Source organism: Hymenobacter lapidarius (genome assembly GCF_001816145.1).
Taxonomy (GTDB): domain Bacteria; phylum Bacteroidota; class Bacteroidia; order Cytophagales; family Hymenobacteraceae; genus Hymenobacter; species Hymenobacter lapidarius.
This window is the reverse complement of the sequence record NZ_MDZB01000067.1, coordinates 1-20,078: the sequence shown is the minus strand read 5'-3', so window position 1 is coordinate 20,078 and position 20,078 is coordinate 1. Positions and strand designations below refer to the sequence as shown.

Annotated in this window: 17 protein-coding genes; 2 read left to right on the top strand and 15 right to left on the bottom strand. The window is 60.6% G+C overall.

The window, feature by feature from the left end; all coding sequences use genetic code 11:
• The first annotated feature begins 212 nt into the window (after positions 1–212).
• Entirely contained in the window at positions 213–1,616 is a 1,404-nt protein-coding gene (locus tag BEN47_RS03415; RefSeq protein ID WP_070725121.1) for an inorganic phosphate transporter, read from the top strand.
• Positions 1,617–1,801: 185 nt separating this feature from the next.
• On the opposite strand, the gene BEN47_RS03410 is transcribed toward BEN47_RS03415, so the two are convergent.
• From BEN47_RS03410 to BEN47_RS03355, 12 genes are all read right to left on the bottom strand, one after another.
• A complete protein-coding gene (locus BEN47_RS03410; RefSeq protein ID WP_070725119.1) occupies positions 1,802–2,287 on the bottom strand; it encodes a hypothetical protein in 486 nt (161 codons plus the stop codon).
• Between the two features lie 41 nt (positions 2,288–2,328).
• Positions 2,329–2,823, bottom strand: a complete 495-nt coding sequence (locus tag BEN47_RS03405) for a DUF4385 domain-containing protein (protein WP_070725116.1) — start codon at positions 2,821–2,823, stop codon at positions 2,329–2,331.
• An 873-nt stretch (positions 2,824–3,696) separates the two neighbouring features.
• On the bottom strand, positions 3,697–5,460 hold the full coding sequence (locus tag BEN47_RS03400) for an Ig-like domain-containing protein (RefSeq protein ID WP_070725114.1): 1,764 nt from the start codon (positions 5,458–5,460) through the stop codon (positions 3,697–3,699).
• A 242-nt stretch (positions 5,461–5,702) separates the two neighbouring features.
• Positions 5,703–6,608, bottom strand: coding sequence for a class I SAM-dependent methyltransferase (locus tag BEN47_RS03395; RefSeq protein ID WP_070725112.1), 906 nt, complete (start codon positions 6,606–6,608; stop codon positions 5,703–5,705).
• 106 nt (positions 6,609–6,714) lie between these two features.
• The gene (gene mnmG, locus BEN47_RS03390) at positions 6,715–8,583 is read right to left on the bottom strand and encodes a tRNA uridine-5-carboxymethylaminomethyl(34) synthesis enzyme MnmG (protein ID WP_070725110.1); all 1,869 of its coding nucleotides are present in this window, start codon (positions 8,581–8,583) and stop codon (positions 6,715–6,717) included.
• Positions 8,584–8,699: 116 nt separating this feature from the next.
• Positions 8,700–9,422 (bottom strand): arginine-tRNA-protein transferase, encoded by a 723-nt coding sequence (locus tag BEN47_RS03385; protein ID WP_239691490.1) that lies wholly within the window; start codon positions 9,420–9,422, stop codon positions 8,700–8,702.
• A gap of 141 nt (positions 9,423–9,563) precedes the next feature.
• Positions 9,564–10,058 (bottom strand): rRNA maturation RNase YbeY, encoded by a 495-nt coding sequence (gene ybeY / locus BEN47_RS03380; RefSeq protein WP_083322071.1) that lies wholly within the window; start codon positions 10,056–10,058, stop codon positions 9,564–9,566.
• Positions 10,059–10,064: 6 nt separating this feature from the next.
• The gene (locus BEN47_RS03375; protein WP_070725109.1) at positions 10,065–10,511 is read right to left on the bottom strand and encodes an ATP-binding protein; all 447 of its coding nucleotides are present in this window, start codon (positions 10,509–10,511) and stop codon (positions 10,065–10,067) included.
• A 165-nt stretch (positions 10,512–10,676) separates the two neighbouring features.
• The gene (locus tag BEN47_RS03370; protein WP_239691489.1) at positions 10,677–14,189 is read right to left on the bottom strand and encodes a DUF4175 family protein; all 3,513 of its coding nucleotides are present in this window, start codon (positions 14,187–14,189) and stop codon (positions 10,677–10,679) included.
• Between the two features lie 163 nt (positions 14,190–14,352).
• The gene (locus BEN47_RS03365) at positions 14,353–15,123 is read right to left on the bottom strand and encodes an exodeoxyribonuclease III (protein WP_070725228.1); all 771 of its coding nucleotides are present in this window, start codon (positions 15,121–15,123) and stop codon (positions 14,353–14,355) included.
• 135 nt (positions 15,124–15,258) lie between these two features.
• Complete coding sequence (locus BEN47_RS03360) at positions 15,259–15,651, bottom strand: hypothetical protein (RefSeq protein WP_094122996.1); 393 nt, start codon at positions 15,649–15,651, stop codon at positions 15,259–15,261.
• On the bottom strand, positions 15,648–16,028 hold the full coding sequence (locus BEN47_RS03355) for a carboxymuconolactone decarboxylase family protein (protein WP_070725105.1): 381 nt from the start codon (positions 16,026–16,028) through the stop codon (positions 15,648–15,650). Before BEN47_RS03355 ends, BEN47_RS03360 begins: the two co-directional genes overlap by 4 nt.
• Before the next feature lie 200 nt (positions 16,029–16,228).
• Here BEN47_RS03355 and BEN47_RS03350 point away from each other — a divergent pair, with 200 nt between their 5' ends.
• The gene (locus tag BEN47_RS03350) at positions 16,229–16,930 is read left to right on the top strand and encodes a ComF family protein (protein WP_083322069.1); all 702 of its coding nucleotides are present in this window, start codon (positions 16,229–16,231) and stop codon (positions 16,928–16,930) included.
• An 82-nt stretch (positions 16,931–17,012) separates the two neighbouring features.
• On the opposite strand, the gene gldJ is transcribed toward BEN47_RS03350, so the two are convergent.
• From gldJ to BEN47_RS03335, 3 genes are all read right to left on the bottom strand, one after another.
• Entirely contained in the window at positions 17,013–18,269 is a 1,257-nt protein-coding gene (gene gldJ, locus BEN47_RS03345) for a gliding motility lipoprotein GldJ (protein WP_070725103.1), read from the bottom strand.
• A 69-nt stretch (positions 18,270–18,338) separates the two neighbouring features.
• Positions 18,339–19,352, bottom strand: coding sequence for a PorP/SprF family type IX secretion system membrane protein (locus BEN47_RS03340; RefSeq protein ID WP_070725101.1), 1,014 nt, complete (start codon positions 19,350–19,352; stop codon positions 18,339–18,341).
• A gap of 127 nt (positions 19,353–19,479) precedes the next feature.
• Positions 19,480–20,078, bottom strand: a 599-nt coding sequence (locus tag BEN47_RS03335; protein ID WP_139147341.1) for an OmpA family protein, incomplete at its 5' end; no start/stop codon positions are given.

Below are 20,078 nucleotides of genomic sequence, written 5' to 3'. Positions count from 1 at the left end.
TTAGCAGAACGTCATGCTGAGCTTGCCGAAGCATCTCTACTGCTGTAGTAAACCCAATTACTTGCGCGGTAGAAATGCTTCGGCAAGCTCAGCATGACGTTCCAACTTATGCCTGCGCCGGTGTACGTCACAATTCGGTAACATAGCGTCCGTAAGCTGCCGCCCTACCTTTGTCCCATGATTCAATCTAAGTACCCACCAACCCCTTTTTTATGTTTGGTTTAGAACCTCACGTACTCTTGCTTCTTGGCGTGTGCCTGCTGGCGGCCTGTGCGTTCGAGTTCGTCAACGGCTTCCACGACACGGCCAACGCCGTCGCCACCGTTATCTACACCAATACGCTGCGGCCCTGGGTGGCCGTGGTGTGGTCGGCATTCTGGAACTTCATCGGCGTGTTTGCCGGCGGCATCGGCGTCGCCATGGGCATTGTGTACTTGCTCCCGGTCGAAAGCCTGGTAGATGCCAACGTGTACCACGGCATTGCCATGGTGGGCGCCCTCATCCTGGGTGCCATTATCTGGAACGTGGGCACGTGGTACTACGGCATTCCGGCGTCCAGCTCGCACGCGCTTATCGGTTCAATTCTTGGCGTGGGCATTGCGTTTTCCCTGCTGCCCGAATCCCGCGGCTCGGCCGTGAACTGGGGCAAAGCCGGCGAAACAGGCCTGGCCCTGCTTGTGGGTCCGCTGCTGGGCTTTGCCCTCACCATCGGCATGATGTTCCTATTCAAGCGTTTTGTGCCCAACAAAGCCATTTTTAAAGAGCCGCACAAGCGCAAGCCCCCGCCCCTCTGGATTCGGCTCATGCTCATTGTAACCTGCACGCTGGTGAGCTTCTTCCACGGCTCCAACGACGGCCAGAAGGGCGTGGGCCTCGTCATGCTGATTCTCATCGGCATCGTGCCCAGCTTTTTCGCCCTCGACCAATCCAAAAATCCGCTCGACCTGCGCGAATCCCTCGGCCAGGTAGAGCAGGTAATGTCCCGCGTGAACCGGAACGAACTCAGCCCGGCCGACAGCAAGATGCTGGCTGAAATCCAGACCCAAACCAACGACCTCGACCGCATCTTCGCCAATACCACCCGCATCGAAGACCTGCCCCGCCAGACCCGCTTCGAAATCCGTCGCGACATTCTGCTCATCGGCAACCGCGCCAAAAAGCTGCTCGGCTCCGAAAAAGTAAGCCTGAGCACCGAAGACCGCAATACCTACGACAAGGCCATCAAGGAGATGCGCACCTTCACGGACTACGCCCCGTGGTGGGTGCTGCTGATGGTGAGCTTGTCGCTGGCCATGGGCACGATGATAGGCTGGCAGCGCATCGTTAAAACCATCGGCGAACGCATCGGCAAGGAGCACCTGAGCTACGCCCAGGGGGCTTCGTCGGAGCTGGTTACGGCCGCCATGATTGGCGTCAGCACCCAGTTTGGCTTGCCGGCTTCTACCACGCACGTGCTCACCTCGTCCATTGCGGGCAGCATGGTGGCCAGCCGCGGTGTGAAAAACATCAACCCCGGCATGGTCCGCAACATTGCCCTGGCCTGGGTGCTCACGCTGCCCGTCACCATGGTGCTGTCGGGCTTGCTGTTTCTGCTATTCCGCGCCATCCTTGGCTAGCGACCCTCACCGCCCAAAACACAAAAAAGGCTGCTCCTCACTGGGGCAGCCTTTTTCATTTCCGGTTCATTAGCAAAACGACTGCTTGCTACTAAAATGGTAAATCCGGGGGATAACCCCACCGTTTTTAGTGACTTGTCCACTTATACACAGTGAAAACCGCGACAAATGTGGATAACCTGGACCTATTTGGGCCACTGCACTTCCATGTCGTCGTTGATAAAGACCCCGAAGTTCACAAACTGCAGCTCGCCTTCTTCGAAGTATAAGTCAATCATCGACTTCTCGTAGGACAGGCGCACTGCTCCTTCTTCCATGGTTTCCAGCTCGGGCTCCAGCTGGTTGTGGCGCTGCATAAGGGCCTTGATTTGGTCCACGCTCTGGCCGTAAATGGCCTCGCCGTAGAGGCGCATGCCGGGGTTGTCGGTCTCGATGCAGCTCAGGCGGAAGTCGTCTTCGCGGTCGAAGTAGAGCGAGAGCAGGTAGTCGTCTTCGTGGTAGTTCCAGGCTTGGTGCTCGAAGTCGTCGTCGTCGTCGGACTCTTCAATCTCCTCGGGCTCGCCCACCAGGGTGCGCACCTCGTCCATGGTGGCGCCAAAGCGCAGGGGGCCCATGCCGGTGCCCAGAATAATTTCGTTTTCCTCGATGCTGGAGGGTTGAGTAGTGCTCATGGGGTTGGGGTGTAGGGAAGGCGTAAAGGTAAGGAGTAGCGCTACTTCCCATATTGCTCGATGAAAGCTTCTTTCTGCCGGACATACTCGGGGTGGACTTTGGCCTCGTCCCACTTGCGCTTGAAAATGGCGGCGGCCTCCACCTTATCCACATCGGGGTGCGTGGTGCGCGGGAGTTCGGCGCGGCCGTGGGCGCCGCTCTGGCCCTTTTTGTCGTCGGGCACGGGGCCGTCGTACTTCTTGCCGCCGCGGTGGTTGGCGTAGCGCCGGGCTCGGGTAAAGCCCATCTGAATGAATTTCCGGGCCATGTCGGCGCCCACAAAATCCCCGGCCTTCAAATAGGCTTCAAACAAGCCGTAAATCGTCTCCGACGACTCGGTGGCTGCCGCCGCGTCTTTGAAGCGCCAGTGGGGCAGGATTTCGCCCTTGTAGGGCTGCACAAGCAGCACGCCCTGCTCGCCGCGGCCCACACGGTACAGCTCGGGGTGTTTTCGGAAATCAACGGTGTGGAAATCGAGGGTGTAGTCGAAAGGCATGGAGTGCTATACGCAAAGTGCCCAGCGTGGGGATAACCAAGCCTGCTTTCCACTTTTCCAGCCGGGTTGCAAAGCGAGGCTTTTTTGGTGTGGCGTTTTTTTGGTCAAAGCTTGAAGCGAGGACCGAGCTTTTGAACCGGGACCAAACCCTTGACTCAGGTTTTCCCCAACCTTAATTTTTTGTTGAATCTTTTTTCTAAAAAACCCTTTTTATTTCCACTCATTAGGTCGGTTGATAAGTGGATAAGCTCGATAGGTTATCCCCAGCGTGGAAAACGTGGGGGTAAGCAAGGCCTTATCCACCCGCTATCCACCGGGATTGTGGAAAATAAAATACTTTCCATCAACGCTTTAACTAGTTTTTCAACAGCCCGACTCTCTGTCCACATTTTCGCTATCCCCCGGCAAATGGCCGTGTGGGAAGGCGAAATGAGGTGGAGAAGTTATCCACTGGTATCCCCGCGGCTTTTGCCCTGTACGGGTCCGGAAAACACCAAAAAAACTTGTGCCCCACTTATCCCCGTGTGGCCGTCGTGTTTCCCCCAGGTTATCCCCGAAATTGCTCACAGCGCAAAATCGATGTGGAAAAACCAGTGGAAAACTAGTGGATTACCCCTGAAAAAGGCCGTCAGTAACTGGATTCAATGGTTAGTTATCCACGTATGGGGGTAACTGAGGGTAAAGCGGTGGTTTTTGAGCTGCCAATAGGATTGATGAATGGCATAAAGCTGGCGCGCGTCTGCGACGCGTTGCCGACTGGCTTCGAGCCTGTGGCTCGGGCAAGCGGCTTCAATGGCCCGGACGCACGTCGTTCACCAGCGAGCCACAGGCTCGGGACCATTCGGCAACGCGTCGCGGACGCGCGCCAGCCCACTACCTATCAAAGGGTATCAATTGGTAATGAAACCCGCGCACCACAACGCAAACGGCTCTTCCAGGCTGCAGAGGCAGGCAGAAGAGCGTTGGGACTTGGGTTGGCGGCACACGTCGCGTGCTGCCGTTAGAACTGAATGGGTTCGACGATGTCGAAGCGGCCCGCACCTGCTGGGGGCGCGGGTGCAGGTACACGGGCTCAGGGAGCACCAGCAGGTTGGGGTCGCCGCCCCGCCAGCGGCCGTCGCCGTTGCTGTCTATCAGCACCCGGAGGCGGTAGGTACCGGGCGGGATACTGGCAAAGGAATACGTGCCCTTGGGGCTAGCCAGCGTGGATACCACCTGCAGCTTATCGTCAAGTAGCTGCAGCTCAAAGCTTTTGGCAGTGGTGGTAATGGTGCCCGACAAGCTGGTGGACACGTCCTGCTCGCTGATGACCAGGCGCAGGGGCCGCAAGCGCAGGGGCTGGCCCGTAATGGCGGTGATAACCGTGCTATCGAGCACCACAGCCAGCTGGTTTTTTGCCCGGGCATTGAAGCGCACGGTGAGTTGCGTGCGGTCGGGGCTGAGGGTGCCATCGGCGGGCAGGCGCAGGGGGCGGCGCCGGATGGAGTCTTCCACGAGCGTGCCGAAAGGCTTGCCCGCGGCCAGCCGCACCGGCACCGCAAACTGAAACACCACCTGGCCCTTGGGGAACACCGAGCGCGGCCCGCCCTCTACCGTGTACAGCGGCGGGGCGGCAGACTTCTTAGCCGCGGCCGGCGGGGCCGGGAATTTCACTTGCAGCGTGTCGCGGCCCACGTTCCCGGTGCTGTCGGTAGCGGTGAGCAGGTAGCGCCCATCCCCCACTTCCGGGGTTTTGAACAGCACCACCGTCCGGCCGCGGTCGGTAAGCTGCAGGGCTTCGGCCACGGCGGGCGCGGCTTGGCTGGTGCCCAACGGCGAGAGTTTAGCATCGCGCAGGCCTTCATTGAAGCTCAGGCGCAGCTGCGTGGGGCTGGCCTGCCGGGAGGTAGCCGAGGGCGCGCGCTGGTCGGGCTCGGTGAGCAGCAGCGCCACGGGCGGGCCGGCGGGGCTGCCCGCAATGGTGATGGGCGCGGGCAGGTAGGCAATTTTCTCGCCTTCGTCGTAGCGGCCGTTATTGTTCTTGTCAGCCAGGGCGTAGATTTTGTACGGCCCGGATTTGAGGAAGCTCAGTTCGAATTTGCCCTCCTTGTCGGTGAGCACGCTGTAGTAGGGGCGGCCGCGTTTCACCCCGGCGGTATCGGCCGCGCGGTACAGCCCCACGCTGGCTTCGGCCACGGGCTTGGCCGTGAGCACATCGGTCACCACCCCGTTCACCTTGCCCGAATCGAGTACGGCGCCGGTGCTGAAGTTGAGGTAGGCATTCTTGGCGGGCAGGCCTTCGGTGATGTCCACCACCGCTTCGCGAAAATTGAAGCTGTAGGTGGTGTTTTCGTCCAGCGGCTTCTCAAAAAGCAGCGTGATGGTGTTGCGGTCTTCCCGCAGCTTGTAGGGGTTGTCGGGCGGGAGCTGGGGCGTAATGAGCAGGTTCTTGCTCAGGTCCTTGGTGATAACCGGCTCCGAAAATTCCAGCCGCACAAACTTCTGCTTCACGTTGCGGGCCGCGCTGTCGGGCGAGCTCGCAATGCGGCGCGGGGGCGTGCGGTCGCGCGGGCCGCCCAGGGGCGGGGCCACGGCGGCGCAGCTTTCAAGCAAGGCAACCAGTGCCAGCAAAGCCAGCAGTTCAGCGCGAACGGACATTAGACAACAACTGCGTGGTGAACATAACAACAAAGGATGGCCGCGCCGATGCGCAACGCCCACAGGCGCAACGCGGCAGTGCCCGGCCCCAACGACGAGACCCGCCCGGGCAGTATCGGCCACAAAGGTGGGCGGCATAGTTTACAGTAGCGGCCGCCGCGCTCCGGGCGAAGCTACGGGAGCCGGCGGTGCGCCCGTTCGGGCCAGCGCAAATGGCCGCCCGGCGCGGGCCACCCACCGCATCAGGCCGCCGGGGTGCGCCGCCCGGCCACGTAGAGCAGGCTCGAATACTGGCCGTCGTGCTGCTGCGCGTATTGGTTGGATTTGTAGCCGGCTTTGAGCACCGTGAGCAGGCCGCCGGCCCGTTCCGCCTTGTGCTTTTCGCTGAGCATGCTCACGTAGTAGGCATCCAGGGGCATGGGCAGGGTGTGACGGATGACCAGCTTGTGCTTTTTGAGCAGCTGGGCCATGGTTTTGGGTGCGAAATGGTAGAGGTGCCGGGGCACGTCGTAGGCCGCCCACAGCTCGCGGTAATGCTGGGCATCCAAGCTTTCCACGTTGGGCACGGCAATGAGCAGCACCCCATCGGGCTTGAGCAGCGCCAGCAGTTGGGTCAGCGTTTCATTGAGCGTATGCACGTGCTCCAGCACGTGCCACAGCGTAATGGCGTCGAACGTGCCGGGCTGAAACGAGGTCAGGCTCTCCTGCCCAATGGGCTGGCCCAGGCGCTGGCTGGCCTCTTCCCGGGCGCGGGCGTTGGGCTCCAGCCCCGCTACCTGCCAGCCCGCCGACTTGGCCGACGCCAAAAAGTGGCCCGTGCCGCAGCCGTAATCCAGCAGCTTGACGCGCCGGGGCGCCAGCTTGTTGAGCAGGCCCACCTTGCGGCGCATGGTGAAAAACCGCGCCACTTTGTAAGCCTGGTTGGTGAGCCCCGCCGCCGCGCTGTTGTGCGACACGTAGGCATCCGACTCGTAATACTTGCCAATTTCCGCCTCGCTCGGCCGCGGGTTGGTGAACTGGAAATTGCACTGCGCGCATTGCACAATGGCGAAACTCTCGTGGCTCACCGTGCGGTCTTCCACCACCAGCTTGTTGCGGAACTCGTCTTTGCCGCACACCGGGCAGCTCTCTAATCGTTCGTAGGACACAGGTAAGGAGTTATGAATTATGAGTTATGAATTATGAGTTATGGATGGCTGAAAGCACACAGAAAAGGGCCCTGCCAATTCATAACTCATAATTCATAACTCATAATTACCTGCCCAAATATACCATCAGCACCGACACATCGGCCGGGGAGATGCCGCTGATGCGCGAGGCCTGCCCAATGGTTTCGGGCTGAATCTTGAGCAGCTTTTCGCGGGCTTCGTGGCTGAGCGCGGGCATGGCCCGGTAGTCGAGCCGGCCCTGAATCACGAAGTTTTCCAGCTCCTGCTGGCGCGCGGCCTGCTGGTGCTCCTTCTGCAGGTAGGTCTCGTACTTGATGTTGATGATGGCCTGTTCCAGCGCCTCGGCATCAAAGGCTGTCAAGGCGTCGTCCAGCGCGGGCAGGGCCCGGCGCAGGTCGGCCAGTTCCACGTTGGGCCGGCGCAGCAGGTTCACGGCGCGGGTTTTTTCGTGGATTTCAGCTGAGCCCAGCTCCGTGAGCAGCGGGTTGATTTCCGCCGTTTCGATGGCGAATTTCTGGAGCAGCTCGGCCAGCTCGGCGGCCTGCGCTTCCTTCATCCGCACCCGCGTCAGCCGCTCATCCGAGGCCAGGCCAAGCTTGTGGCCCAGCGGCGTGAGGCGCAGGTCGGCGTTGTCCTGGCGCAGCAGAATGCGGTGCTCGGCCCGGCTCGTGAACATGCGGTAGGGCTCGTCGGTGCCCTTGTTCACCAAGTCATCGATGAGCACACCGATGTAGGCCTCGCTCCTTTTGAGCACAAAGGGCTGCTTGCCGTGCACTTTGTTGTGGGCGTTGATGCCGGCCATCAGGCCCTGGCAGGCGGCCTCCTCGTAGCCCGTAGTACCGTTAATCTGGCCCGCGAAATACAGCCCGGCAATCAGCTTGGTTTCCAGCGTGAGGCTGAGCTGGGTGGGCGGGAAAAAGTCGTACTCAATGGCGTAGCCGGGGCGAAACATCTTGGCCCGCTCAAAACCCGCTATTTCGCGCAGGGCGCGGTACTGCACGTCCTCGGGCAGCGAGCTGCTGAAGCCGTTGATGTAACACTCCACTGTGCTCCAGCCTTCAGGTTCCACAAAAATCTGGTGGCGGTCCTTGTCGGCGAAGCGGTTGATTTTGTCTTCCACGCTGGGGCAGTAGCGTGGCCCCAGGCCCTTGATGCGGCCCTGGAACATGGGCGACTTCTCGAAGCCTTCGCGCAGGATGTCGTGCACCCGCTCGTTGGTGTAGGTGATGTAGCAGGGGCGCTGCTGGGTGAGGCGCGGCGTGTCGAGGTAAGAGAATTTGCTGGGTAGCTCGTCGCCGCCCTGCACTTCCATTTTGGAGTAGTCCAGGCTGCGGCCGTCCACGCGGGGCGGGGTGCCGGTTTTCATCCGGCCGGCTTCGAAGCCCAACTCCAGCAGCTGCTCCGTAATGCCGCGGCTGCCCTTCTCAGCGGCCCGGCCGCCGCCAAAATTCTTCTCGCCAATGTGGATGAGTCCGTTCAGGAAGGTGCCATTAGTGAGTACCACCGACTTGCCCCGGAACTCGATGCCGAGCTGGGTTTTCACGCCCACGCAAGTGTCGTTTTCCACCACGAGGCCGGTCACGGCTTCCTGCCAGAAGTCCACGTTGGCGATGCCTTCCAGGGTCAGGCGCCAGGCTTCGGCGAAGCGCATCCGGTCGCTCTGCGCGCGCGGGCTCCACATGGCGGGGCCTTTCGAGCGGTTCAGCATCCGGAACTGAATCATGGTCTGGTCGGTGATGATGCCCGACTGGCCGCCCAGCGCGTCGATTTCGCGCACAATCTGGCCCTTGGCCACGCCCCCCATGGCCGGGTTGCACGACATCTGGGCGATGGTGTTCATGTTCATCGTCACAAGCAGCACCTTCGAGCCCAGGTTGGCCGCGGCGGCCGCAGCCTCGCAGCCGGCATGGCCTGCGCCCACTACAATAACGTCGTATTCTTCTTGCTGAAACATATAGCGCGAGGTTTCGCTAATTTTTAAAAATCAAGTCTCGCAAAAGCTACATGCGAGGCTAGTGTGAACCACACTTAGCGAAACTTGATTTCAACTCAGCGAAACTCTCCGCAAAATTACGCCATTCCCCGCAAGTCTTCCGGTAGCCAGTCGGCTAGCAGCTCAGCTGATTGTGCGGCCACAGTTTCCCGGGAATAAGGCACCCACAGGCCGCTCACGCTGTCGTACACTTCGGTAGCGGCGGGGCAGGCAAACAGTTTGTAGTCGAATTTTGGGTAATTGTGCACGACGTAGCCGGGGTAATAATAGTCGAGCCTCAGGCGGCGGGCGTGGTCGGTTTTCAGCAGCAGCAGGTACTTGCCCAGGCTGAACTGCCGGTAGGCCGGGTCGTAAAAATTGAGAATACCGGCCAGGGTGCGCTCGCCGTGGTCGAAAATGCCGACGGCTATCAATCGGTCGCCGTCGCGCAGCTCAATGGCGTACGTGTTGAATACGTTGTGGGCTTCGCCGCCCAGCAGCACGGCTTCGATGGTAGGGGCAGCATCAAAGGTGATGGCTGCGCGGTAGCGGGTGTAGAGCTCCTCGTATTCTTCGGTGAGACGGAAGGGACGCACCGCGGCGCTAAACCGGGCATTGCGGCGAAGCAGCCGGCGCTGCTCCGGCCCCCATGCTATGCGGCTCATTGTCAGGCGCAGCCAATGAGCGGTGTAGAGGCGCCCATCGAAGGGCACAAAATGGCAGGTAAACAACTCCTGCTGCATGCGGTAGTAGCCCAGAGCAAGGTAAAAATCCAGAGCGTCGCCCCGAATGATTGGTAGCGCAGATGAGGAGGCGGACATAAATCGGAGGTGGGCAATGAAAACAGCAACGTGTTCCGGACGGGCAATGCGCTGAGGGAAGGCGCGTCCCGGCGCCCCGTACATGCCAAACGCCCGCTAAAAGCGGGCGTCGGGTGGGATTGTTTATAAACAGCGGAAGTGCTAAAAGGTGCGCAGCGAAAGGCAGTGGTCTTCTTTGGCGCGCATGGCCGTCTGGCTCAGCAGGTCTTTGTCGTGGTAGCCCAACAGGTGCAGCACGCCGTGAATCATGACGCGGTGCAGCTCGTCGCGGAAGCTGATGCCAAGGTCCTGCGCATTTTCGCGCACACGCTCCACGCTGATGAAAATGTCGCCTTCCAGCATGTCGGCATCGTCCGAATTATCGAAGGTAATGACGTCCGTCAGCGTGTCGTGGTCGAGGTACTCCACATTGAGCTGGTGCAGGTAGTCGTCGGAACAGAAAATGTAGGTGAGCTGCACAATGCGGTGCTCGTGCACCTCGGCCACGCGCTCAATCCAGCCGATGAGCTCCTCGGCATCGGAGAGCTCGAATTCGGGCGCGTCTTCCACCATGAACTCGATGCCGGGAGCCTCGTGGTGCAGGTCGCCGGGCGGGGTTTCGTGGTGGGGAGGCCCCACCGGCGGGTGGCTGTTCATGCGGATTTAGGCGGCGATTTGGTCGGCAGTTGGGGTCTCGTCGGCCGGGGCCGGGACAAGCTGGAAGGTGAGCTGCACACAGCGGCCGTCCTTGCTGAACTCTACCTCATCGGCCAGGTGGCGGATGAGGAAAATGCCGCGGCCGCCGGGGTTTTCCAGGTTTTCGGGTGCCGTGGGGTCGTCGAGGTTGTCGAAATTAAAGCCCGCGCCCTCGTCTTCTATTTCGAATTTGAGCTTCTGCGGCTCCACGTAGAGCGACAGGTAGACGTTTTTGTCCTTGTCGAACTTGTTGCCGTGGCGAATGGCGTTGTTCACCGCCTCGGTCACGGCCACCATGATGTTGCCGTAGATATCGTCCTCAATCTGAAAGGTATCCTTGGAATTATCGATAAAACTCTCCACCACGCGGATGTTTTCAACGAGTGACGGAATCTGAATTTTTACCTGCTTCATGGGGTGGTTTGATGGGAAGAACGGCGGCGAGTTCGGGGCGGCAAAAATACTCTTTTAAATGGCAAAGCGCCACAATAATTTCCGCTGACTTGCAGTGCAGGGTTTCGGTAGAACCCAAAGAGGTTAACGAAAAACCAGCTGCTTTGGATGGTCTACGACGCGCTGCTACTTGATTTTCTGGAAATATTCCCCAACTTCCCGTTGGTAATAGGGGGTGAGGTTGGGAGGACTACTACGTAATAATTCGGTCTGGCGTTCTTTGCTAACTCGGTATTTATCAAAAGCTGGCGGAAAAACCGGCGGCTTATACTGAGCCGTCTGGGCTTCGCGCTTGGTGTCCTGGTCGCGTTCGCGGGCCGACTTTTCTACTTCGAGCAGGCGAGTGAGGATTTGCTGCTGGCGTATGATGGTTTCTTCACTCAAACGCTTGTTTACGAGGTCGGTTTCGGTCTGTTCCATCATTTTTTTGATGTCGCCGGTGCCGCCGCCGCCCTGTTCGCCCTTGCCGTCTTTGCCATTCTGGCCTTCCTTGCCGCCCTCCTTACCGTCCTTACCCTCGCCGGCCTGGGCGCCGCCGGGCTTGCCGCCCTGCTGCATTTTGTCGAGCTGCTGCATGGCCTGGCGCAGCATCTGCTGCTGGCCGGCCAGCTTGGCCAGCTCCTGCGACATTTCCCGGCCCGACTTGCCGCTCTGCGAGAGCTTCTGAATCTGCTCGTTGAGCTGCTGCTGCATCTTGCCCATGTTGCCGGGGCCGGGCTTGCTGCCCTGGCCCTGCCCTTTGCCCTTGCCTTTTTTCTTGCCGGGCTTGCCCTGGCCGTCTTGGGGCTGGCCTTTGCCGGCCTGGGCCTCCTGCTGCATCTGGTCAAGTGAGCCTTGCAGCATCAGGGCCAGGTTGTTCATGCTGGTCATGGCCTGCTGCTGGGTGGCGGTGGCGCGGTTGGGGTCGCGCTGCTGAATGTGGGTGAGCGACTCGTCCATGCGGCCGTTCATTTCACCCACCTCGCGGGTCACAAAGCTCTGTATTTTAGGTTCTTTCTTCGCCAGGGCGTATAGGGAATCCTGAATAATCTTGGCGTCGTCGCGCAGCTTGCGCTGGGTCTGGCCGAGCTGCACGAAGCGCGGGTCGCTCTGGTTCACCTTGCGGAAATCCTTCATCAGGTTTTCCTGGTCGAAGCTGAGCGTGAGCAGGTTTTCGAGGATGTCGCGCAGGTCGTCGATGTTCTGCTGAGCCTGGTCGCTTTCCTCCTCGCTCATCTGGTCGCGCATCTTCTGCGCCATCTTTTTCATGCGGTCAGCAGCGCTTTTCTGCTTGGCGGCAGCCTTGGAGTTCTTGTTTTTGCTGAGCTCCTGCTGGCTTTCCTGCATGTCCTGGTCGGTCTGCTCCTGGTCGGGCTTCTGCTCGTCCATGCCGTTCTGGTCGCCCAGCTCCTTGTCCATCTGCTTCAGTTCCTGCAGTTCCTTTTTAAGGTCCTCGAACTCCTGCTGGTTCTGGGCCTGCTCCTGTTTCAGCTGCTCTTGTTTGGCTTTCTGCTCCTGGTTCGAGAGCTTGTTATCGGGGTTTTCTTTGTCGTTCTGCGCGGTTTTTTCGGCCAGCTTTTCTTCGTCCTTGGCTAGCTCTTCTAGCTTGTTAGCGGTTTCTTCGGCCTTCTGCTCCAGTTGCATTTGCTTGAACATCTCGAGCGCGCGGTCCAGCTCCTTCTGCAGGGTGTCTTCCTTGTTTTCGAGCTGTTGCAGTAGTTTTTGCATCTCCGCATCGGGCTGTTTCTGCTGCTCCAACAGCTTTTTCAGCTTCTCGTACAGCTTCTTGGTCTCGGGGTCGAGTAGGTCGTTCATGAGCTTTTTCAGCTCCTCAGCTTTCTTGGCCAGCTCCTCGCTTTTGGGGTTGAGCTGGTCCTGCTTCTGCTGCAGCTGGTCAAACATTTTCTGCAGCTGCTCTACCTGCTCGTTCATCTGCTGCTTCTGGTCGAGCATGTTTTCCAGCTGCTTGCGGTCCTGAAAACTCAGGTCGCGCTTGGTTTTGAGCTTGTCCTGGGCCTTGGCCAGCTCGCGCTCCAGCTTCTCGCTTTGCTTGGCGGCCTGGCTCATTTCGCTGGCCACCGACTGCGCCTGAGCGGTGAGCTCGGCACGCATTTCACGCTTGCCGGGCAGGCGGAACTCCGCGGGCCGGGTCCGGGCCGACTTGGGGCCGCGCACGCCGTCGTTGTCCCAGGCCTCCACGTAGTATTCAAGGCGGTCGCCGGGTTGCAGGTTTAGCGGGTTCAGGTTCCAGGTGTAGGCGTAGGTGCCGGCGCTGCCTTGCGGCAGAGTTAAGAGTTTTGAGTTTTGAGTTTTGAGTTGAGAATTCGGCCCCTGGCCGGCGCGGCGCAGGGCGTAGTGTAGCTCCAGGCGGGTGAGGCCGTAGTCGTCGCGCACGGTGCCGCCCAGCGCCAGGTAGCGCCGCGTCACGGTGTCTGGAAACGCCTCCAGCGTGAGGGCCGGCACCAGGTCGGGCACGGCGGTCAATTGATAAGAAATGGGGTCCTTGTTCAGGCTGACCGGGTTTTTCAGGCGCAGCAGGTAGGGCTGCGACCGCATGATGCGCCGCGAGGCCACGAAGGTGCCTTCAGCGCCGCTGGCCGTTAGGGTCTCGTCCGGATTTTGGAACACCAGGGACAGTTCGTCGGTGGCTGCCGTGGCAAATTCCCAGCGCACGGTGCTGCCCTCGGGCACCGTCAGGTTGCCGCCGTTTTCGATGGTTTCGGCGGCCTTGCCGGTGTAGGCCGGGTAGGTGATGTTGACCTTGAAGTCGCGCAGATTGGGCCGCTCCAGCACCGTGAGCTGGTACTCGGGCGAGTTGAAACCGGCGCCCTTCAGCTGAAAAGTCACGTCCTCCTGCGGCTGCTCAAACGTGTAGCGGAACTGGTCGCCCCGGCCGGCCACTTTGCTCAGCCGCCGCTCGCCCTCGCCGAAGGCAATGCTGACATCGGCGGGCAGGGCCGCGCCGGCCACGCCCACATCCAGCGTAAAATCCTCGCCCCGAAACGCCGTCAGCTTGGGGTTCTTGATAACAAATTGAAACGGCGCCGGCGGCGAATAAGCCCGCTTGTAGTGCCAGATGCGCTCGGTGCCCTGCACCAGAAAGCTGGGATAGAATGCCAGCAGCGCCAGCAGCACGGCCACCGGCACGGCGGCGTATTTCCACAGCGGCCGGCTTTGCTGCTTGATGTCGATGCCCTGAGCAAATGAAATGCTGCCCATCTGGGCGGCGCGCTGCTCCAGGCTGGCCGCCACCAACTCGTTTTGCAGGGCCTGGCCCTGCAGCTGCAGCGCGTTCAGGAGGCGGTCCTGCACATCGGGGAACAGCTCCCCTACCCGGCGGGCGGCCTGCTCATCGCTCAGCAGCCGGCGCAGATTGGTGAGAGCCGCCAGCGGCGTCCAAATCCAACGCACAAAGCTGTACATCACCAGCGCCAGAAACCCAAACAGCAGCCCCGCCCGCACCGCCGTGGGCAGGTACAGAAAGTATTCGAGCACGTTGAACACCACGAAGAACGTGAGCAGCAACCCGCCGGCCACCAGCAGCCCGCGCACCAACAGGTTGAGGTAAAACTTGCGCTTAAAAGCTTCCAGCTCCGTTCGGACCCGCGCCAGGGCCGGGTATTGGCCCTTAGCAGCTCCGCCCTCCATCGTCATCTCCATAAGTGAGGTCTTAGTCAGGAAAGATACAACGTAGCACACGCTTTAGCTTGTGTCGAAACCACTCACTCAAACGATTGTAAGCCCAAGCGTAGCGCAGTTCCCACCGCCTTAACCAGCGAAGCGGGGCAAGTAGTTTCCCGGCGGGCACAAGCTAAAGCATGTGCTACCTCACCTCCACCCAGGCCGGGCAGTGGTCCGAGTGCACCACGTCCGGCAACAGACCCGCCCCGGCCAGGCGGGGTTGCAGGGCGCTGTCGGCCAGCCAATGGTCGAGGCGCCAGCCCACGTTGCGCTGGCGCGAGCCCGCCCGGTAGCTCCACCAGGAGTAGTGCCCCACCGCCTCGCCGTGGTAGTGCCGAAAGGTGTCCAAAAACCCATCGGCCAGGAGGTCCTTGAACCATTGCCGCTCTTCCGGGGTGTAGCCGGGGCTGTTCTGGTTGGCCTTGGGGTTGTGCAGGTCGATGGGCGTCTGGCAGCAGTTAAAATCGCCGCCGATAAGCAAGGGCGGCGTGCTGCCGTCGGCCCGCAGCCCGGCCACGTAATCGCGGAAAAAATGCAGCCATTCTACTTTAAACGCCTGCCGCTCCGGGCCGCTCGTGCCCGAGGGCATGTAGGTATTCAGCACCGATAGGTTCTCAAAATCGAGCCGGAGCACGCGGCCTTCGTCGTCGTAGCAGCGCTGGCTGCAGCCGTGAATCACGGCCTTGGGCGCCACCTTCGTGAAGGTGGCCACGCCGCTGTAGCCCGGTTTTTGGGCCGGATGCAGGTAGGCGCGGTACCCCAGGGCTTCGAAACCCGAAACGTCCATTGCCTCGCGGCCGGCCTTGATTTCCTGTAGGCACAGCACATCCGGCGCAGCTTCGGCTACCCAGTCCAGCAAGCCTTTGCTCAGGGCCGAACGCAGGCCGTTGACGTTGTAAGAGATGATTTTCATGTTGTTGCCGTGTGAGAATAAGAACGTCATGCTGAGCGCAGCCGAAGCATCTCTACCGCGTGAGTAATTTGTTTACTATTGCGGTAGAGATGCTTCGGCTGCGCTCAGCATGACGTTCTACTGGTAGCCAGTAGCTCACAGACTGTCGCCCGGGTCGAGTGCGAAATACTCCAGCACGTGCCACTTCAGCATGCGTTCCTGCTCCTTGAGGTTGGCGAAGGGCACGGGGCGCAGCAGCTTGTAGTGCGGCCAGCCGTCCTCGTCCGCGCGCTCCAGCTCGTAGTGGCCGCTCAGGCTGAAAAGCCGGCAGGTGGCGATGTGCATCAGGTCCTGCTTCTGCTCTTTGGTGAACGTGGTGATGCCCTGGTTCAGCTCCTGAATGCCGATGAGCAGTAACAGCGCATTCAGGTCGGGCCGCTTGCCGAAGCGGGCCTCCATCTCCTGCATCAGCTCGTCCCAACGCGCTTCAAAACCGGCTTCCGATTCGTGGTTTTCGGCGGGAGGCGTGTGGTTCAGGTCCTCGCTCATGCGGCGTGCTCGGCGTGGGGTGGAGCGGGCGCTACGGCCTCGGTCTTCAGGATTTCCCAGTACTCCACCGCGCGGCGGAAGTGCGGAATCACGATGCTGCCGCCGATGATGTTGGCGATGGCAAACACCTCGTAAATCTCCTCGTCGTTGATTTTCACCTCAAAGCACTTGCCGAGGTGGTACTTAATGCAGTCGTCGCAGCGCAGCACCATGGAGCAGGCCAGGCCCAGCATTTCCTTGGTCTTCACGTCGATGGCGCCGGCCGCATACGTATTGGTGTCAAGGTTGAAAAACCGTTTGATGACCTTGTTGTCAGCCGCCAGGATGGTTTCGTTCATCCGCTGGCGGTACTCGTTGAATTCGGTTACTTGGGACATTTGGGTATAGACAATCTGAGAAAAAAGAACGTCATGCTACTGAAGGCGCGTCATGCTGAGCTTGCCGAAGCATCTCTACCGCGCCAGCTGTTTATTTACTGTTGCGGTAGAGGTGCTTCGGCTGCGCTCAGCATGACAACCGGATTTGGTTACATTGCTCTTCCAAAATTACTCCCCAAATCCTCCCCTTCCCTTCTGCCGTGCTTCGCTCCCTGGCTGCTGATTTTGTGGGCCTGATTTTCCCCCGCCTGTGCCTGGCCTGCCGCGAGCCCCTGGTGACGGGCGAAACCCACCTGTGCACCGGTTGCCGGGCCGAGCTGCCCTACACCGATTTCCACCTGCTGCCACCCGAGCAAAACCCCATTGGCCGGCGTTTCTGGGGGAAGCTGCCCATTCGGCACGCCCTGAGCTACCTGCGCTTTGTGCGCCACGGCCGCGTGCAACACCTGCTCCACGAACTCAAGTACCAGGGCCAGCGCGACGTGGGCACTGCTCTGGGCCAGCTCTACGGCGCCGAGCTGCACGCCGCCGGCTTTGCGGCCGACTTCGACCTCATCGTGCCCGTGCCCTTGCACCCCAAAAAGCTGGCCCGGCGCGGCTACAACCAGGCGGCGGCCTTCGCCACCGGCCTGGCCACCGGCCTGAAAGTGCCCGCCAGCGCCACCGCGCTCCGCCGAAATGCCAACACCGAAACCCAAACCAAAAAGAACCGCGCCCAACGCTGGGAAAACGTGGCCACGGTATTCGAAGTAGAAAACCCCACCTTGATTACTGGCCGCCGCATTCTCGTGGTTGATGACGTGCTGACCACCGGTGCCACGCTCGAAGCCTGTGGGGCCGCACTCCTGGCCGCCGGAGCCGCCGAGGTCAGCATCGCCACCATCGCCTGCGCCGACCGATAGGACCACGGCTGGCCTTACGCTACAAGGCAATAAAAAAGCCGCTCCTGATGTAGGAACGGCTTTTCTTGTTTTGTAACTCGAATTACTTGTTCGAGCCGGCGTTAATCATAGCGCAGCGGAAACCAATGGTAGCCGTAGCCGAATCCTCGTCCATGAAACGACGGGTGCCGGGCGAGAGCCAGTAGGCCACATCGCGCCACGAGCCGCCTTTGTACACACGCACGTGGTCGTCAATCAGCGACTGGTAGCCTTTCTTGTCGTACTTGTCGGCGGGGTCAGCCACGCCGTTGCGACGGAAGGGATTCAGGTCTTCCACGTCCTGGTACGAGAGGGGGCGGTACACGTCCTGCACCCACTCGTTCACGTTGCCGGCCATGTTGTAGAGGCCGTAGTCGTTGGGGGGATACGAGTAGATGTACTCCGTAATCATGGCGCCATCGTTCAGGCTGCCGGCGATGCCGGCGTAGTCGCCGCGGCCCCGCTTGAAGTTAGCCAGGAACTGGCCTTGCTTTTTGCCGTAGGCGTTGCGGGTCGACTTGCCGTCCCAGGGGTAGATGCGCTTATCTTCCTGGTTCTCGTTACCCGTTTCCTGGGTTCCCACGAGGGCTTGAGCAGCGTATTCCCACTCGGCCTCGGTGGGGAGGCGGTAATTGGGCAGGGTGTTGCCGTTTTCAATAGAAGCAACGGGTTTGCCATCGCCGGCGTTAGCCGTGCCTTCGGCGCCGTCAGCCGCCTTGTTCTTTTTCCGGCCAAACAAGCCTTTCTTGCCTGCGGGCTTGCTGTCGCCGCCGCCGGCCAGGCGCTGGTTCACCTGCGCGGTGCGCCAGGTGCAGTAGTCGTCGGCCTGCAGCCAGCTCACGCCCACCACGGGGAAGTAGCGAAAGCCGGGGTAGCGCAGGTAGTACGTTACGTAGGGGTCGTTGAAGGAAAGGTCGCGGGCCCACACGGTGGTGTCGGGCAGGGCAGACTCATAAAATTCCTGCACCGAGTCGGTGCGGATAAAGTGCAAGTATTCCAGCCAGTGAATGTTGGCTACTTCGGCTTCGTCCATGTAGAACGAGGCGATGGTCACCGTGCGCTCGATGTTGTCGTGCGTCATGGTCACGTCTTCCGACTGCGAGCCGAGCACCGTGCGGCCGCCTTCAATAAAGATAAGACCCGGACCCTCAGGCACCGACTTGAAGTTGGCCACGGCCATTCCCTTCTCGGTATTGTATTCAATGCCCGTAGTAGAAGAATACTTACCTGGCTTTTGAGCAGTGGGCGGTCCGCCTTTGCCGCAGCCGGCCAAGGTCACGAGGCCCACCGCGGCCAAGCATAGATAATTAGTTAATTTCATAACAAAGTTAAAATGAGTATGAGGGCTGGGAGGTTATCTAGGGCAATTAGGACACAATAGTACAAAAAATTAGAATGCCGGACAAGGGGCCTTCGGGTAAACACGCCTTTTTAGGCGACGATAGGCATTTTCTAATCGGTCAAATGAGCTAAGTGCAAGTGTGAGTTCGTGCGCGCCCCCCAAATCGGCGCTCAGGGCGCTCAAGCCCACGTCGTAGCTGTAGCCCACGCGCAGGCCCCCCGCCTGGATGCCCGCTACCACAGCCAGCAGGTGCTGAGAACCAACGTTGCCGGGTAAAAAAATATTGCGATACACGGCTCCCAATGTCACGGGCGAAGCCGTGAAATAGGCACCCGTTTCGGTGCGCTGCGAGCCGCCCTGTCGCGTATAGGCCCCCACAGGCGTGAAACTCACTTCGCGGGTGTCCTTTCCCGTTGATGGCTGCACCAAAAAGAGCTTGTAGCCCCCGGAAATACTGAGCAAAACAGGTAGCTGGGTCTGCCGGCGAAAGCCCAGGTTGGGCTGGTTGAGGTGCTGGCCGGCCAAGCTGAGCCACGCCTGCTCGGTGTAGAGCACGGCCCCGGTACCCAGGCTCAGGTAGTTGACGGGCTGGAAATCCAACGATTCGGCGCTGGGACCCACGACGCTGCCGTCTTCCAGAATCTGGTCGCCGAACACGAAATTGTCATATCCCACGCGCTGGCGGCCGTAGCTGGCGCGCAGGCCCCCGCTCAGGGCCAGGGTTTGGGTGAGGCGGGTGTGGTAGGCGTAGAGCGCACCGGCTTCGAAGCGCGTGTAGCCCACGCTGCCGCTGCGGTCCTGGTTGAGGAGCAGGCCCAGGGCGTGGTGCTGGCCGGGCGTGTTCAGGCGCACATCGGCCCCGAGCTGGGTGCTCACGAAGGAGCCCGCCAAGCTCGGGAACTGGTTGCGGTAGCTGAGCGTAACCCCGTAGTCGTCGAACAGGCCGGTAAACGCCGGGTTGGTGTGCAGCCGCGTGGCAAAGGGCTGGGAAAAAAAGACGTCCTGCGCCCGGACCCCGATTGCAGTGCCCAGCAGCAAGCCGGCCGCAAGACCAAGGCGCATTCGGGCACGCAACAAGAGGAATAGCACTGGCATAGTGAATGGCATAACGCCGACGGCCCGCAACCTAGTACGAACGGCCGCGCGAAGGTACGGCCTCAACTACAGCGCCCCCCAGGCAAACAGTTCCTTACTTCTGCAGCACCTTCACGCTCAAGCGGCGGTTCATGGCCCGGCCCAGGTCGGTGGTGTTGGGCGCGATGGAATAGCGCGGGCCGTAGCCGCGGGCGTCCACGCGGCTGGGGCTGATGCCCATGTCAACCAGGGTGGCCCAGGCGGTGCGGGCACGGGCTTCGCTCAGCTGCCAGTTTACCTTGCTGGTGCCGGTGCTGTCAGTGTAGCCCCCGAGCTTAATGCGGGCATTGGGTAAGGCGCGCAGGATGATGGCGATGTTGCGCAGCTGCGCCACCGATTCTTGGGTGAGGGTGGCCTTGCCGGTGTTGAAAAACACGCGGTCGAAGTTGTACCAGCCTCGGGTGAGGTCTACGGTGTCGACTTGAATATTCGGGTTGGAGAGGAATTGGTAGAGGTTGCTCTCGGTGGAACTGACGCCTACTCCCTGGATGGCCTCGCCGGAAGGCAGTTTCAGGGTGGTGGGGGCGCCGGTCTCGTAGATGTAGTTGTCGCTTTTGGCGTCGAAGTGGCCGGGCACAATGGGGTCTTTGGCAGCGGGGCGGCGGGTGGGGGTACCGGTTATAGCGCGCCGCAGGGGCCGGAGCGGGGGGCGGG

Excerpts from the sequence above, each read along its gene's own strand:
- BEN47_RS03415 (WP_070725121.1), top strand. The coding sequence starts at position 213 with ATGTTTGGTTTAGAACCTCACGTACTCTTGCTTCTTGGCGTGTGCCTG.
- BEN47_RS03410 (WP_070725119.1), bottom strand. The coding sequence starts at position 2,287 with ATGAGCACTACTCAACCCTCCAGCATCGAGGAAAACGAAATTATTCTG.
- BEN47_RS03405 (WP_070725116.1), bottom strand. The coding sequence starts at position 2,823 with ATGCCTTTCGACTACACCCTCGATTTCCACACCGTTGATTTCCGAAAA.
- BEN47_RS03400 (WP_070725114.1), bottom strand. The coding sequence starts at position 5,460 with ATGTCCGTTCGCGCTGAACTGCTGGCTTTGCTGGCACTGGTTGCCTTG.
- mnmG (WP_070725110.1), bottom strand. The coding sequence starts at position 8,583 with ATGTTTCAGCAAGAAGAATACGACGTTATTGTAGTGGGCGCAGGCCAT.
- BEN47_RS03385 (WP_239691490.1), bottom strand. The coding sequence starts at position 9,422 with ATGTCCGCCTCCTCATCTGCGCTACCAATCATTCGGGGCGACGCTCTG.
- ybeY (WP_083322071.1), bottom strand. The coding sequence starts at position 10,058 with ATGAACAGCCACCCGCCGGTGGGGCCTCCCCACCACGAAACCCCGCCC.
- BEN47_RS03375 (WP_070725109.1), bottom strand. The coding sequence starts at position 10,511 with ATGAAGCAGGTAAAAATTCAGATTCCGTCACTCGTTGAAAACATCCGC.
- BEN47_RS03370 (WP_239691489.1), bottom strand. The coding sequence starts at position 14,189 with ATGGAGATGACGATGGAGGGCGGAGCTGCTAAGGGCCAATACCCGGCC.
- BEN47_RS03365 (WP_070725228.1), bottom strand. The coding sequence starts at position 15,123 with ATGAAAATCATCTCTTACAACGTCAACGGCCTGCGTTCGGCCCTGAGC.
- BEN47_RS03360 (WP_094122996.1), bottom strand. The coding sequence starts at position 15,651 with ATGAGCGAGGACCTGAACCACACGCCTCCCGCCGAAAACCACGAATCG.
- BEN47_RS03355 (WP_070725105.1), bottom strand. The coding sequence starts at position 16,028 with ATGTCCCAAGTAACCGAATTCAACGAGTACCGCCAGCGGATGAACGAA.
- gldJ (WP_070725103.1), bottom strand. The coding sequence starts at position 18,269 with ATGAAATTAACTAATTATCTATGCTTGGCCGCGGTGGGCCTCGTGACC.
- BEN47_RS03340 (WP_070725101.1), bottom strand. The coding sequence starts at position 19,352 with ATGCGCCTTGGTCTTGCGGCCGGCTTGCTGCTGGGCACTGCAATCGGG.